Below are 14257 nucleotides of genomic sequence, written 5' to 3' on the forward strand. Positions count from 1 at the left end.
GAATGAGTATTTTCGGCACTATGCGAACCGGTGTGTCCGGCATGAATGCACAGGCTAACAAGCTGGGAACCGTTGGCGACAACATCGCCAACGCAAGCACCACCGGCTACAAGCGCGCATCGACGTCGTTCTCCTCGCTCGTTCTGCCCTCCTCGTCGGGCAGCTATGCCTCCGGCGGCGTGCAGTCCAACGTTCGCTACAGCATTTCAGAGCAGGGCAACCTGTCCTACACCACGTCGAGCACCGATCTTGCCATTCAGGGCAACGGTTTCTTCGTGGTTCAGGATGGTGGCGGCACGCCTTATCTCACACGTGCCGGCTCGTTCGTGAAGAATGCGGAAGGCTACCTGGAAAACGCAGCGGGCTTCCAGCTGATGGGTTACCCCTACGGGGCAAATGCGCCAGCTGCCGTCGTCAACGGCTTTACCGGCCTTGAGGCCGTCAACGTCAATAATTTCGGCCTGACAGCATCGCCCTCCACGCAGGGCAGCTTCCCGGCCAACCTCAATCGCGATGAAGCCGCTGTTGCGGCGGGCTCGCGTCCGAGCGACAACCTTGCAACATCGACGATCGGTAACAAGACATCGTTGACGGCGTACGACAGCGGTGGCGCGAAGGGTTCTCTACGATTTCTATTACACCAAGACCGGCGCCAATACCTGGGAAGTGGCAGTCTATCGTCAGGACCAGTCGACCAATGGCGGCTTCCCTTACACGGCGACCCCAGCAGCGAACCTTGTCAAGGAATCAGTCACGCTGGCATTCGACCCGGCGACCAATAAGCTCACACCTACCTCTCAAAAGTCGATCACCATCAACGACACGGTCAGCGGCGTCCCGCAGGCAATAAGTATCGACCTGTCCGACATGTCGCAGTTCTCGACGAAGTTCACGCCCGGCACCGCGATCCTGAACGGTAACGGCCCGAGCCAGATCAAGGACGTGGAAATCGGCAAGGACGGCGTAGTGACTGCAGTCTATCAGGATGGTGGCCGCCGCAACATCTACCAGCTGGCGGTTGCCACGGTACCGAGCGTCGACAACCTCTCCCCTCAGAACGGCAACGTTTATCTGCCGAGCAACGAGTCGGGCGTCGTCACCATCGGTTTCCCGCAGACGGGCAGCTTCGGTTACATCCAGAAGGGTGCGCTTGAGGGCTCGAACGTCGATATCGCCAGCGAACTCACCGATATGATTGAATCCCAGCGTATCTATACAGCGAATTCGAAAGTCTTCCAGACCGGGTCGGATTTGATGGATGTCCTGATCAATCTGAAGAGATAGTAATTCTCACGAGGACAAATGAATGTCGCTCACGTCAGCAATGAATACTGCGCAGTCGATCTTCAACAATACAGGTAAGCAGACGGACGTTACTTCGAAAAACATTGCCAATGTCGGTAATGCGAACTACGTCAAGCGAACCGCCATTCTCGGCACGACCATGTCAGGTGCAAGTATTGTCGCCAACGGCCGTGCCCAGAATGAGAGCCTCCTGAGGCAGACGATCTCCAGTGCATCCCTCGCTTCCGGCCAGAAAACCGTTCTGACCGGGCTCGAGGAGATGAAAAGCCTTTTCGGCGGCAACGATTACGAGAGTTCGCCTGCCACCTATATGAAGGAACTGCTGAAGAGCCTTGACGGTTACGCCTCAAAGCCGAGCGATTCCGCGCTTGCTGCGACTGCGGTTACATCCGCCGTGGACGTCGCCAATTCCCTGAACAAGGCTTCGTCCGAGTTGCAGGCGATGCGCCTGCGTGCCGACAAGGAAATGTCCCTTCAGGTCGACAAGCTGAACGGCCTGCTCGCGAAATTCGAGGAAGCCAATAACGAGGTCAAGGCGCAGACCGCGATCGGCGGCAATCCAAGTGATGCTCTCGACCAGCGCGAGACGCTGCTGAAGGACATTTCGTCCATCATCGGGATCAACGTCGTCAATCGTGAAAACAACGACGTGGCGCTCTACACGGCGGATGGCGCGACCCTGTTCGAAGTCGTGCCGCGCAAGGTTACTTTCAAGGCGCAGCCGGGCTACGACGCGACGGTCACGGGGAACGCGATCTACGTTGATGGCGTCGCGATCAAGGCGAGCAGCGGCAGCAACACGACAGCGGAAGGTTCGCTTCAGGGTCTGATGCAGGTTCGTGACGACCTGGCGCCAACCATGCAGAGCCAGCTCGACGAAATTGCGCGCGGCCTCATCACCATGTTTGCGGAAAAGCCGGCCAGCCCGACCAGCACGCTGCCGAAGATGCCAGGCCTCTTCACCTACGGCTCCCCTGCGGCCACAACCATTCCGGCAAGCGGTGTTGTCTCTCCCGGGCTCGCTGCGAGCATTACCGTCAACCCTGCGTTAATTATTTCCAAAGGTGGAAACCCGGAATTGTTGCGCGACGGCGGTATCAACGGTACCGCTTATGTAATCAACAGCACAACTTCAGGCGGAACCGGGTTTTCCGCACTGATCGACAGCTATGTCACTGCTTTTGACGCGCCCATGAATTTTGCCGCGTCGACACGTATCGATACGAATACAAGCATCCTGAAATACGGCACCAACTCGGTGGGGTGGCTCGAACAGGAACGATCCGGCGCAACTTCGGCAAACGAAGCGAAAAGCGCGCTCTATGAGCGCTCCGCCACCTCCTATTCGAACAATACTGCCGTCAGCCTGGATGAGGAGCTTTCGCTGCTCATGGATATCGAGCAATCCTACAAGGCCGCCACGAAGCTGGTGACCACCATCGACGACATGCTCAAGTCGCTGATGGATATGGTGAGGTAATAGATGAAAACGTCCTTCATTTCATCGCTGGCGATGCAGAACAGCATGCGCAGCACCATCCTCAAGGCCCAGCTTGAGATGACGAACCTCAATACCGAGCTGACCACGGGTAAACATGCGGACCTGGGCGTGACGCTGGGTGCCAACACGGCCCGCAGTCTTGACCTTAATCGCGATGTCGATCGTCTCTCTTCGCTCGTCAGCGTCAATTCCATCGCCACGCAGCGCCTCAAGTCCTCTCAGGCGGCACTTGATGGCATGGCAAAGGCCGCCCAGGAAATTCAGAAGGTTCTTGTTCCGAATACCAGCAGCGCAGCACCAACGCTGGCAACGGTCGCCAAAACCATTTCGAATGCGTTCAACACCTTCACCGGTTTTGCCAATACGGCAGTCAGTGGCGAATTTCTGTTTTCCGGCATCAATACGGATGTGAAGCCTATCGATGACTACTTTGCCGAAGGATCGACGCTGAAGGCAGCCTATGAGGTTGAGCTGAACGCGTTCATGGCGGCACAGACACCTGCGGTCGGTAACATTGCCGACCTGTCCAAGGATCAGGCCGCGGCGTTCATGACCCGTATCGAAGGCGTGTTCAACGGTACTACGCCGGTTACGAACCCACCGCACAGCGATCTGACGGCCGGCCAGAATTACGATTTCTGGACGACCTATGGATCGAAGGCGAGCGACACGAACATGACGAGCCGCATCAGCCAGAACGAGGTGGTCGAGACATCGACCAACAGCAACTCGCAGGGCATGCGTTATTTCGCGATGACAGCAATGACGGCGATGACGTTCCTTGATGACAAGGTCCCAAGCGACGTTCGCGAATTGGTGGCAACCAGGTCGGTGACCAATATAGGCACGGTCATTAGTGGTTTGAACCAGCAGCAGAGCCAGCTCGGCCTTTCCGAAAGCCGTGTTTCGAAAGCGAACGACTCGCTCGCCGCCCAGAAAAAGATCATCGAGACTCATCTGCTGGATATCGAGGGGATCGATACCTACGAGGTGAAGACACGCCTGGATCTGCTCCAGCAGCAGATTGAAATTGCCTACAGCCTTACGTCGCGTCTGCAAAAAATGAGTCTGGTAAACTACCTCTGATGAACAGGGGTGGCGGCAGATAAAGGATACATGAATGTACCAGTTTTCCTACGCCGAAATCATGGAGGATGGTGTCGCAGACGCGAAGGATCGCGAGCGGCAGGCGTTGACAAAATCGATCGATCTACTGGTGGAGGCAAAGGATTCCTCTTCCCAGCGCCACACGATCGAAGCGCTTTTTTACACTCGACGGGTCTGGATCCGCTTCATTGAGGACCTCAAGCAGCCCGAAAACCAGCTGGCCATGGAACTCAGGGCAAATCTGATTTCGATCGCGATCTGGATTTTGAAAGAGTGCGAACTGATCCGGAAACGTCAGTCGACGAATTTCCAGGGTATAATTGACGTGACAACCATCATCAGGGATGGACTGAAATGAAAAGTACACTTCGAATCTCGCTGAAATCGGGCGAAAAGATTTTCATCAACGGCGCGGTTTTGCGGGTGGATCGCAAGGTGGCCCTCGAATTCCTGAACGATGTCACGTTCCTGCTTGAAAACCACGTCCTGCAGCCGGAGCAGGCGACGACGCCGCTCAGACAGCTTTATTTCATCGCCCAGATGATCCTCATCAACCCGGAAGGACGCGAACAGTCGACGAACCTGTTCCGCAAATCCGTGAGCATGCTGCTGAATTGCTTCCAGCATGAGGAGATTCTGGCCGAACTCAAGCGTATCGACGGTCTGGTTGCCTCGGGTAAGGCTTTCGAAGCGCTGAAGGCCATTCGTGGCCTGTACCCGACCGAGGAAAAGATCCTCAACAATCAGGAAATGACCCCCGCAACGATCGAGCAGATTCGCAAGGAGATCGCACCATGGCGGTAGATGCAGTCACGTCGGCAGCCTCTAACCCCTGGGCAAATGCCGGGGCGAGCAGCAACGACAAAAGCGCGGCCTCGCTTAACTACGACAGCTTCCTGAAGCTTCTCATCGCCCAGATGAAAAACCAGGATCCGACCAGCCCGATGGATGCCGGCCAGCAGATGTCGCAGCTTGCGAGCTTCTCGCAGGTCGAGCAGACGATCAAGACCAACACCCATCTGAAGAGCATGCTGCAGGCCGAAGCCCTGACGCGCGCTTCCGACCTGGTTGGCAAAACGGTCAAGAGCGCCGACGACAAGGTCACCGGCGTGGTAAAGGAAGTCGAAGTCTATTCGGACGGCGTCGTCGCCATCACAGAAGCTGGTGACAAAGTGCTGCTGCAGGCCGGTGTGACCTTCTCGAACGGTCCGATCGCGACTACACCTGATAGCGGCACCGATTCGGACGTGCCGGCAGATTCCTGACATTGAAGAGGCGGCATGACGCCGCCTTTCCGGAATAAAGGATGCGACGATGAACGAGGCCGATGCGCTTGATATCATGCAGGCGGCAGTCTGGACGGTTCTCGTCGCGGCCGGTCCCGCCGTTCTCGCGGCCATGATCGTTGGTGTCGCCATCGCCTTCATCCAGGCCCTGACCCAGGTTCAGGAAATGACGCTGACCTTTGTCCCTAAAATCGTAACGATCATGATCGTTCTCGGCGTTGCCGCCCCGTTCGTGGGCGCGCAGATCGCCCTTTTTTCCAATCTCGTCTTTTCGCGGGTTCAGTCGGGCTTCTGACGCCCGTACCGTCTGGATGCCATCCTCGCGCAAGCTTCAGCGACTAGGGATAGGCTGAAGCATCGGGCTGAATTGCGTCAGCGATTTTAGAAAACCGGTGCCGCGGAACCGTGCGGCGGCTTTTCCGTCGCCCTTCTCATGAAGAGACAGGACGATTTTATGGCGCAACCACCAGTCATTTCCTTGCCCAAGGTAAGCCCGAGCATGCGGGATGTCGGTTTCGCATTGGGCATCGTGTCGATCCTCTGCGTGCTGTTCCTGCCCATTCCGGTCGTTCTGGTGGATGTCGGTCTGGCCTTTTCCATAGCACTTTCGGTCCTCATCCTCATGGTGGCGCTCTGGATACAGCGTCCGCTGGATTTCTCGTCTTTTCCAACCGTGCTGCTGATCGCGACCATGATTCGCCTGTCGCTGAACATTGCGACGACGCGTGTCATCCTTTCGCACGGCAACGAGGGGCCGACGGCGGCGGGCGGCGTGATTGCGGGCTTCTCCAGCCTCGTCATGTCGGGCGACTTCGTGATCGGTCTGATTGTCTTTCTGATCCTGATCACCGTCAACTTCATCGTTATCACCAAGGGTGCCACCCGTATCGCCGAAGTCGGCGCGCGCTTCACGCTGGATGCCATTCCCGGCAAGCAGATGTCGATCGATGCGGATTTGTCCGCTGGCATCATCGATGAAAAGGAAGCGCAACGCCGTCGCCGCGAGCTGGAAGAGGAAAGCTCGTTCTTCGGTTCGATGGACGGTGCCTCGAAGTTCGTACGCGGCGATGCGATCGCCGGCCTGATCATCACCGCGATCAATATTTTCGGCGGCATCATCATCGGTTACTTCCGCCACGGCATGCCGATCGGCGAGGCTGCCGATGTTTTCGTGAAGCTTTCGGTCGGCGACGGTATCGTTTCGCAGATCCCGGCCCTTATCGTGTCGCTGGCGGCCGGCCTTCTGGTGTCGCGCGGCGGCACCTCGGGATCGACGGATCAGGCCGTCATCAATCAGCTGAGCGGATATCCGCGTGCCTTGATGGTCGCAGCCATGCTGATGGGGCTTCTTGCCGTCATGCCTGGATTGCCCTTCCTGCCCTTCACGCTTTTGGGCGGCATCATGGCCTTCGGCAGCTGGTATATTCCGCGCCAGGTCGAAGCGGAAAGCGCGCAGCGCCGTCAGGAAGAGGAGGACAAGGTTCTCCAGACCAACGAAGCGGAAAAGGACTCCGTCAAGCAGGTCCTCAAGACGTCCGAAATCGAACTTGCCCTCGGCAAGCAGGTTTCGACCCGCCTCCTCGGCGCGCATCAGGAACTGGCTTTCCGTGTCGGCAAGATGCGCAAGAAGTTCGCGACCCAATACGGCTTCGTCGTGCCGGAGATCAAGGTCTCCGACGACATCATGATCCCGGAAAAGGCCTACCAGATCCGTGTCCATGGCACGACGATCGCGTCGAGCAATCTGCGCGTTGGCGATGTTCTTGTCGTGACGGGGGCAGGGCGCAAGCCGAGCATTCCGGGCGACGAAATCCGCGAACCCGCCTTCGGCATGCCGGCCGTTTCCATTCTCGAGACATTCACCGAGGATTTGAAGCGCGAAGGTTTCCACCCGATCGACAATGTCTCTGTGGTGCTGACGCATCTGAGCGAAGTCATTCGCAACAATCTGCCGCAATTGCTGTCCTACAAGGACGTCAAGATCCTCATCGACCGGCTGGACCCGGAATACAAGAAGCTTGCCGACGAAATCTGCTCGTCGCACATGTCCTATTCCGGCCTGCAGGCCGTGCTGAAACTGCTGCTCGCCGAACGTGTGTCGATCCGCAACCTGCATCTCATTCTGGAAGCGGTCGCCGAACTTGCCCCGCATGTGCGCAAGACCGAGCAGATCGTCGAACATGTACGGGTGCGCATGTCGCAGCAGCTCTGCGGCGATCTTGCCGACAATGGCGTATTGCGTGTGCTTCGCCTCGGCAACAAATGGGACATGGTCTTCCATCAGGCGCTCAAGCGCGATCAAAAGGGCGAAATCGTCGAATTCGATATCGATCCCCGCCATCTCGAGGAATTTTCCGAGCAGGCATCGAAAGTTATCCGTGAATTCATGGATCGCGGACTACCCTTTGTCCTTGTCACGTCGCCGGAAACACGGTCCTATGTGCGCATGATCATCGAACGACTCTTTGCGACCCTGCCGGTTCTCTCGCATGTGGAACTGGCCAAGGGGCTGGAGATCAAGATTCTGGGCGCCATTTCATGATAACCGACCCGCAAGGGACAATTATCGCATTGTTCCTTGCAATTTGCCGTATCGGCGCCTGCTTCATGACCATGCCGGGCTTTTCCAGTTCGCGCATCTCGCCGCAGATACGCATTCTCCTGTGCGTTGCGGTGTCCATGGCGCTTCTGCCGGTACTGTGGGATACGATCTATCCGAAAGTCTCCGGCGCAAGCCAGGGCGCCGTTGTCGGCCTCATCTTCACCGAGATCGTCATTGGCGCGATGTACGGGCTGATCGCGCGGTTTTACACGCTCGGCTTCCAGTTCACGGGCGCGCTCATCGGCGCATCCATCGGGCTTAGCGCTCCCGGCGGAGCGGATGCCGTTGAAGACGTGCAGGAAAACCAGATATCGAACTTCATCACCTTCGGTGGGCTCATGGTGCTGTTCATCCTGGATTTCCACCATATCGTCCTGCGGGCGCTGGTCGATTCCTACGCCACGACACCGGTCGGCGCGCTCATCAGCGGCCAGAAGATGCTGATAACCCTGACAGATACGCTGCGCGCCTCCTTTTCCATCATGCTGCGGCTTGCCAGCCCCTTTGTAATTTACGGTCTGATGTTCAACGTTGCGGTCGGCCTCATCAACAAGCTGGCGCCGCAGATACCGGTCTACTTCATATCGACGCCTTTCGTTCTCGCGGGCGGTATTTTCATGCTTTACCTGTCGATCGCGGCCCTCATCCGGCAATTCGTGGATGGTTTCGGCCCGGTCTTCATCGGCTTCTGATCTGGAGAAAACGCCATGGCTTCGGACAAGCGTTCGGCCAAACTCAAGCGCCTGGTAACGGTCCAGCGCCACATGGAGAAAATGGCCGAGGTTGAACTGGCCGACACCACCCGCGTGCGTGCCGAAGTGGCGCAATCCATGGAGAATGTGCTTGAAGCGATGAGTTCCATGGAGCCGGTCCACCAGACGTTCTCCAGGCACTATTCGGATCGTTACGGCCGCCTTGTCGTCAAGGACCGTCAGCTCTCCGGCGTGCAGCAATTGCAGGAAAACAAGGTGCTCAAGGAAAAGACCAAGGCCGACCGGCTGGAGGACAGGATGCATCTCGCCCGCGATCTCGAGGATCGTGAGGCCGACGACAATGCAATCTATGATCTGTTAGAAATCACGAACGCATCCCGGACACCAGCCTCCAGCAAGGTTGGCGATCCATAGTCTGTCCCGTTGTTGCATCGTTGGGCGTCCAGAGAGACGTATTCAGCGGTGTTTCTTGATTGAGCGAACGCCCCGGTTTTAATGCCGCCCGTTCGTCAGCTCGGGAGTTCTGGACGTGGCGATATCGGTTATAAGCGATCTGGTGATGGATGTGGTTCGCGCTGCGGACCCTCAGGAAGTGCAGGTCGCCCAGGAAAAATTGAAGGCGAACAAGGCGGCTTTTGCTGCGACGAGCCTTGCCGATTCGGGCAAGGGCTTTGGCGCTGCCATTGATATGCTTGACAGCGCCACTTCGAAGGCAGGTCTCGGCAATACCAACATCCGCTCTGCCCGTACCGAAGTTCCGGAAACATATCGCAAGTATGAGGCTTCCGTGCTTCAGACCTTCGTTGCCAACATGCTGCCGAAAGACAGCGAGGAGGTCTACGGCAAGGGCAACGCCGGCGAGATCTGGAAAAGCATGATGGCGGAACAGTTTGCCGACACTATCTCCAGAAATGGCGGCGTTGGCATTGCAGAACAGGCCTACAAGGATGCGTTGCGGAAAGCCGAGAGCAAAGGCATCACCGACGTATCCATGAATGACAAAGACCATAATGCTGCAATTCGGATGGTGGCGGAGTTCGAAAGGCAGGTCCTCGGCGTTTCCAATGATAAAACGGACGAGGCTTGAGCATGATAAATCATAACGAGGAGACAAGCATGGACCTTATGTCGAACGACCACCGCATCAAATCCGTTCTCGGCCGTCTTGAAATGATCATCGACAATGAGAATGACAATATCGGTAAGGACCCCCAGTTCGATTTCAAAGTCTCCAATGCCCATAAAAGCCGTTGCCTCTATGAGTTGACGATGTTGTTCCGCGATACGCCCCATGAGGAAATCGCCGCCGGACATCTCGATCAGGTGCAGGGCATCAAGTCCAAGCTCGCGACCAATGCCAGCCGCGTCGAGGCGCATCTGAATGCGGTTCGCGCTGTTGCGGATCTTCTCAAGACCGCGATCCAGGAAGCCGATACGGACGGCACCTATTCCCAGGAACAGTTCATGTACGGCGCAGCCTCCTGATGTTGAAGCTTCTTCTCACCGGCGTCTGGGTTTGCGCCGTCACGCTCGGCGCGGTGTATTTCTCCGTCCAGATGGCGACGGCCCCCTCGTCGGGAGATGAGGCGGGGGCGAAAAAGGCAAGTCTGCAGCTGGTCAAAGGCGAAAGCATCACCATCCCCGTCATCAATGACGGTGGTGTGAACGGTTATTTCCTCAGCCGCATTTCCTTGCGTGTCGACAAGGACAAGATGGCGAAGATCGAACTGCCAGCAACGCAATTAATGACCGACGAACTGTTCACGCTTCTGGCGGGTTCTTCCATGGTCAACATCGCCAATATCTCCACCTTCGACCCTGATGTCTTCAAGCAGCGCATCCGAGAGGGGCTGAACAAGAAACTTGGAGACGAGGTGGTCGGGGACGTCCTGATCGAGCAGCTCGATTATCTGTCGAAGGCCGATATTCGCGAGCAAAAGGGCAACGGCTCGCCCCGTTCGGTCAAGCTTGTCGAAGGCGAGAAAGTCGACACCGGAAAAGAAGCGGCCCCAAGCCACTAACGGCGGCGCGGTGCAGGCCACCGGTCTGGTTAATCGCCCCTTTCTATTTTCCGGAATATTCGATCGGTTGCCTTCAGGGTAAATTCAACCAGCACCTGTATAAACAGATCCATGAGCTGCCGTCCCGCAAACCATGCGCCGGATTGGCGGCGGTGGATTTGGCATTCGGGGGCTGGCATGAATTTCGCGGCAGATTTTGCGCGGACGGGATCGCAACGGAATATTCACGGACTGCGCGTCTGTGATCTGGACTGGAACGGGGCGCTGGAAATGGTCAGCGGCCAGGCTTCGGCTTGTGATGGCCACACGATGCTCTCGTTTCTTACCATCCAGAATGCCAGGCTGTCCCTCAAGGACATTGCTTACAGGCAGATTCTGGAAAGCTGTCTGCTTCTGCCGCAGGGCAGGGGGATGAATGCCGCCGCACGCGCCGAGCACGGCAAGCCTCTGCCCGAGACCATCGATGGCGTTGCCTTCGTCATGGCACTTCTGACCTATATGGCGGTGCCGAAACGTATCGGCGTTGCGGGGGATGATGCAGCACAGGTCGGAGAGGTCCTCGCCAAGCTGCGCGCACATGCGCCCTGGCATGATTTCGTGATGCTGAATCGGGATACGTCGGGCGTGAAGGTGGATGTCGTGCTGGCGGGCATGCTTGCGGAAAACCAGGAGAAATGGCTGCATCGCAGCATCAATCGCGATGATGCGCGTCTCGCCATCGCGGTCGGTCCCCTGTTCAAGGTGCTGGCGTCCGAAGTGGCTGGCATGCCCGAAATCTTTCGCAAGCTGCATATGAGCTGGCTTTACAGCCTTTGCGCCGAGCCCTGGCACATCGCGCTCGGCAAGGGCTGAGGCGGGTCGGCAAAGCCCGCGTTAACCATTTGTTTGCCACGATCCTTTAACCTCCCGTAAGGTTTTGAAAGCCGCCTGTTGCGGGCGGCGCCGAGCGTGGCAGACGGCTTCAGATGGTTGATCACAGTCCCGATATGATGGCGACGCGCCCTGATGAGGATGGTGTTGCCGTGCCTGCGTCGCAATTTCGCAAACATTGTCTGCGGCTTCTGACAGCTGGTTGCGTAGCCGCCGCCACCGTTGTGGGGGCTGCACTTCCGCTGCTGCTCATCGATTCCGGTTTTCGCGGATATGTTTCGCAGGCGCATGTCGAGGTTACCCAGACCGGCTACGATGCACCCGATGCAGCACGCTTTCTTGCCATGGCCCGCCGCACCCTGCTTTCTCCGTCCGGTCTGGACCGTATAACGGGCGACCTCAAATTGAAGCCCGCCGACATGGTCGGCGTTCGCAATCAGGGCGAACTTGGCCTGCTTTTCGACCTTTTGACCGGGGCGGATACCCGTTCGCTTTCCCCGCGTGAAGCATTGAACGGTGCTGTGGGCGAGGCGATACGTCTGGAACTGACGCCGGATGAAAACACGCTGATCGTAACCTCGAAGGCAGCGACGCCGGAAACCGCGATGCGGCTTACGGATTATCTTTCGATGCGTGTCATGGCGGATGGCAAGGCCGGCACCATGACGCCCGCCATGCGCGAGACGGAGCGGGCGCGCACCCGGTTGGACGAGGCGGAAGCCGCCTTGAACGGTTTCCAGATGCGCCACGGCGAGGCCGTCCTGGCGGAAGTGCAGCAACTCGAGCAGCAATTGCGCGACCTCAATGACAGCCTTGCGGGGACGACCCAGCAGCAGCAGTCGCTTCAGACGGATCTGGCGGTGGCCACCGGCCTCAAGCCGAATGACGTATTGTCAAAGCCCCTGCCGTCAGGCGCTGCTTTCTCTGTGCTTGAGGACATCAGGCAAAGACATGCAAGTGCCAGCATGGCGCTTTCAGGCGTCTCGGTCGATTACGGCCCGAAACATCCCCGCCGCATCGCCGCCCAGAATGCCGTAGATGCCGTGCAGGCGCTTGTCGCTCCCGCATTGCGTCAGCTGGTCGATGGCTTGCGCGCCGATGAGAAGCGCGTCGCACAGGAAGTTGCAACCGCGAACGCCGAACGAACGAAACATCTCGACCGCCTGAGCAGCCTTGGTGTCACGCCCGGTGGATTCTCCAGATTGCAGGGTGAACTGGAAACGGCGCGAAATGCCTACCTTGAGGCGAGCGAGCGTCGGGACATGTCCTCATCCACCACAACCGCCGTGGAGACCCGCCTCACCAGGAAGGCCGGACCGGGCGAATTGTCGCGCGACCTCACACAAGCCGCTATGCTGGCAGGCGGTGGCGCGTTGCTTGGCCTGTTGGGCAGCTTGTATCTCCTGAGCTACCGTCGCCATGACGAGGAGGAGGCACTCGTCTTTGATGATGCGCATGTTCTGCCCTCCGAAAAAGCGCCTGAGCAATCGGGGCAGTTTCCCGAGTTCGAGCCGATCGAGCCGGATGTGTTCGATGATCTTGAAGAACTGGCCGCGGACAGCGAATTCGAGCCGGAGGCTGAGTTCGTGGACTATTACGCCGGGGCGGCGAACGATAGCGGATTCGATACCGATGACATTCCGCTGGACGAGCGTGTGCGGCAGGTTCTGATGGGCAACCGCACCGTCAGGAATACCCCCCAGACGACACCGGAGCTGCCGCCCTTGCTCAGTGAAGCCCTTGCCGGGCATTTCGATCACGAGCAGGCCGAAGCCGAGGAATTGGCGGAATTGAGACGCGAGTTGGCGCTCTTGAGGGAGCGCCTCGCCGATTACGCCGAGCATCGCGACGACTACCGCAAAACTGCCTGACGAAGCTGCATTTTTGCTTGCATTCCTGCAAAGTCGGCACCATACGGGGCCAACGTAATCCAGCAGGAGCAGGACGCATGGCAGTTGTGATTGACGGAAAGGCAAAGGCGGCTTCGGTAACGGAGGCGGTCCGCAAATCGGCAGAAACGCTTGAGGCGGAACAGGGTGTGAAGCCCGGTCTCGCGGTTGTCATCGTCGGCAACGATCCGGCCAGCCACGCTTACGTGAATTCCAAAAGCAAGACAGCCAAGCAATGCGGTTTCAATTCCGTTCAGCACACGCTGCCGGAAGAAACAACTCAAGATCAGCTTCTGAAGTTGGTCGGCGAACTGAACGCCGATCCCTCCATCCACGGCATTCTGGTACAGCTTCCTTTGCCGAAACACTTCAATTCCGATGAGATCATCCAGTCGATCCTGCCCGAGAAGGATGTGGATGGCCTGAGCGTGCTGAACGCCGGCAAGCTGGCGACCGGCGATCTCGCAACCGGCCTCATCTCCTGCACGCCAGCCGGCGCCATGCTTCTGGTGCGCAGCATTCACGGCGAAGATCTTTCCGGCCTGAACGCCGTGGTCATCGGCCGCTCCAACCTTTTCGGCAAGCCGATGGGCCAGCTTCTCCTGAATGCCAACGCCACGGTGACGATGGCGCATTCGCGCACCAAGGATCTCGCCACCGTCTGCAAGACGGCCGATATTCTCGTGGCGGCGGTGGGTCGCGCGGCAATGGTGAAGGGCGATTGGGTGAAGTCCGGCGCGACCGTCATCGATGTCGGCATCAACCGCATTCCCGCTCCGGAAAAGGGTGAAGGCAAATCGAAACTGGTCGGTGACGTCGCCTATGATGAGGCAAGCGCAGTCGCTGCTGCCATCACCCCCGTTCCGGGCGGCGTAGGCCCGATGACGATTGCCATGCTGATGGCCAACACCGTCATCGCCGCCTATCGCGCGCTTGGAAAAACCGCACCGAAGTTCTGAAATC

Annotated in this window: 15 protein-coding genes and 1 pseudogene; all 16 read left to right on the forward strand. The window is 58.0% G+C overall.

Annotation, left to right across the window (positions count from 1 at the left end; translation table 11 throughout):
* The first annotated feature begins 2 nt into the window (after positions 1-2).
* The 16 genes and pseudogenes from QE432_RS15735 (at position 3) to folD (ending at position 14253) form a co-directional block, all read left to right on the forward strand.
* Positions 3-1284, forward strand: a pseudogene (locus QE432_RS15735) (flagellar hook protein FlgE).
* A gap of 22 nt (positions 1285-1306) precedes the next feature.
* Positions 1307-2785: a flagellar hook-associated protein FlgK gene (flgK, locus tag QE432_RS15740; RefSeq protein ID WP_003515109.1), complete on the forward strand. Its 1479-nt coding sequence runs from the start codon at positions 1307-1309 to the stop codon at positions 2783-2785.
* 3 nt (positions 2786-2788) lie between these two features.
* Positions 2789-3892, forward strand: coding sequence for a flagellar hook-associated family protein (locus QE432_RS15745; RefSeq protein WP_003515111.1), 1104 nt, complete (start codon positions 2789-2791; stop codon positions 3890-3892).
* A 34-nt stretch (positions 3893-3926) separates the two neighbouring features.
* A complete protein-coding gene (flaF, locus tag QE432_RS15750) occupies positions 3927-4271 on the forward strand; it encodes a flagellar biosynthesis regulator FlaF (RefSeq protein WP_003515112.1) in 345 nt (114 codons plus the stop codon).
* Positions 4268-4717, forward strand: a complete 450-nt coding sequence (gene flbT / locus QE432_RS15755; protein ID WP_003515113.1) for a flagellar biosynthesis repressor FlbT — start codon at positions 4268-4270, stop codon at positions 4715-4717. The genes flaF and flbT overlap by 4 nt, the downstream gene beginning before the upstream one ends.
* Positions 4708-5178 carry a flagellar hook assembly protein FlgD gene (flgD, locus tag QE432_RS15760; RefSeq protein ID WP_306624897.1) on the forward strand — a complete coding sequence of 157 codons (471 nt, stop codon included), beginning with the start codon at positions 4708-4710 and terminating at the stop codon, positions 5176-5178. The genes flbT and flgD overlap by 10 nt, the downstream gene beginning before the upstream one ends.
* A gap of 49 nt (positions 5179-5227) precedes the next feature.
* Positions 5228-5494: a flagellar biosynthetic protein FliQ gene (locus tag QE432_RS15765; RefSeq protein WP_003515115.1), complete on the forward strand. Its 267-nt coding sequence runs from the start codon at positions 5228-5230 to the stop codon at positions 5492-5494.
* Positions 5495-5653: 159 nt separating this feature from the next.
* Positions 5654-7741, forward strand: a complete 2088-nt coding sequence (gene flhA / locus QE432_RS15770; protein ID WP_003515116.1) for a flagellar biosynthesis protein FlhA — start codon at positions 5654-5656, stop codon at positions 7739-7741.
* Positions 7738-8493 (forward strand): flagellar biosynthetic protein FliR, encoded by a 756-nt coding sequence (fliR, locus tag QE432_RS15775; RefSeq protein WP_003515118.1) that lies wholly within the window; start codon positions 7738-7740, stop codon positions 8491-8493. Before flhA ends, fliR begins: the two co-directional genes overlap by 4 nt.
* 15 nt (positions 8494-8508) lie before the next feature.
* Complete coding sequence (locus tag QE432_RS15780; RefSeq protein ID WP_003515120.1) at positions 8509-8928, forward strand: hypothetical protein; 420 nt, start codon at positions 8509-8511, stop codon at positions 8926-8928.
* Positions 8929-9043: 115 nt separating this feature from the next.
* The gene (locus QE432_RS15785; RefSeq protein ID WP_003515121.1) at positions 9044-9601 is read left to right on the forward strand and encodes a rod-binding protein; all 558 of its coding nucleotides are present in this window, start codon (positions 9044-9046) and stop codon (positions 9599-9601) included.
* Between the two features lie 29 nt (positions 9602-9630).
* Complete coding sequence (locus QE432_RS15790) at positions 9631-9999, forward strand: hypothetical protein (RefSeq protein WP_003515122.1); 369 nt, start codon at positions 9631-9633, stop codon at positions 9997-9999.
* Positions 9999-10535 (forward strand): hypothetical protein, encoded by a 537-nt coding sequence (locus tag QE432_RS15795; protein ID WP_003515123.1) that lies wholly within the window; start codon positions 9999-10001, stop codon positions 10533-10535. The genes QE432_RS15790 and QE432_RS15795 overlap by 1 nt, the downstream gene beginning before the upstream one ends.
* Before the next feature lie 177 nt (positions 10536-10712).
* On the forward strand, positions 10713-11387 hold the full coding sequence (locus tag QE432_RS15800; RefSeq protein WP_065688341.1) for a WecB/TagA/CpsF family glycosyltransferase: 675 nt from the start codon (positions 10713-10715) through the stop codon (positions 11385-11387).
* A 113-nt stretch (positions 11388-11500) separates the two neighbouring features.
* Entirely contained in the window at positions 11501-13276 is a 1776-nt protein-coding gene (locus QE432_RS15805) for a hypothetical protein (protein ID WP_306624901.1), read from the forward strand.
* Between the two features lie 77 nt (positions 13277-13353).
* A complete protein-coding gene (folD, locus tag QE432_RS15810; RefSeq protein ID WP_112290872.1) occupies positions 13354-14253 on the forward strand; it encodes a bifunctional methylenetetrahydrofolate dehydrogenase/methenyltetrahydrofolate cyclohydrolase FolD in 900 nt (299 codons plus the stop codon).
* The last annotated feature ends 4 nt before the right edge of the window (positions 14254-14257 follow it).

The sequence above is a fragment of the Agrobacterium sp. SORGH_AS_0745 genome, assembly GCF_030818995.1.
Classification (GTDB): domain Bacteria; phylum Pseudomonadota; class Alphaproteobacteria; order Rhizobiales; family Rhizobiaceae; genus Agrobacterium; species Agrobacterium tumefaciens.